Annotated in this window: 1 pseudogene; it reads right to left on the bottom strand. The window is 70.4% G+C overall.

Features of this window, described 5'->3' with window-relative positions:
- Window positions 1-449 (bottom strand): annotated as a pseudogene (locus tag RhoFasB10_RS25800) (hypothetical protein); the annotation flags it as partial.

Here is a 449-nt window from a genome sequence, read left to right as displayed (position 1 = left end):
AGTGAGCCCAGTCCTTCTGCGCCTTGCCGGCCTCGACCGGGGTCATGCCCGGGCCTTTGCCGGTGGGGGCGACGCTTGGGTGGGCGACGAACATGTTGCCGGCGGCGACCACCAGCAGCACGGCCATCACCCCGGCAACGCCATAGGCACCGCGGCCGGCGCTGGTGCCATTGGCACGGGCCAGCAGCGGGTAGACCAGTGCCACCACCATGCCGATTGCGCCGAACATGAACAGGCGCGAGAACAGCGGCCAGAACACCAGGCCTGCGTCGATCAGCGCCCAGATGGCAGTGCCGACCAGGAACGCCGCGTACAGCCAGGCGCCAGCCGGCTTGCGGCGAGCGATGAGAACGCCGGCGATGGCCATGGCCAGGCCGCCGATCAGGAAGTACCAGGAACCTCCCAGGCCGGCCAGCTTGACGCCGCCCGCAGCCAGGAGGAGGCCGAGC

The sequence above is a fragment of the Rhodococcus sp. B10 genome, from assembly GCF_011770055.1.
Taxonomy (GTDB): domain Bacteria; phylum Actinomycetota; class Actinomycetes; order Mycobacteriales; family Mycobacteriaceae; genus Rhodococcoides; species Rhodococcoides kyotonensis_B.
This window is presented reverse-complemented; position numbering and strand designations above follow the sequence as displayed.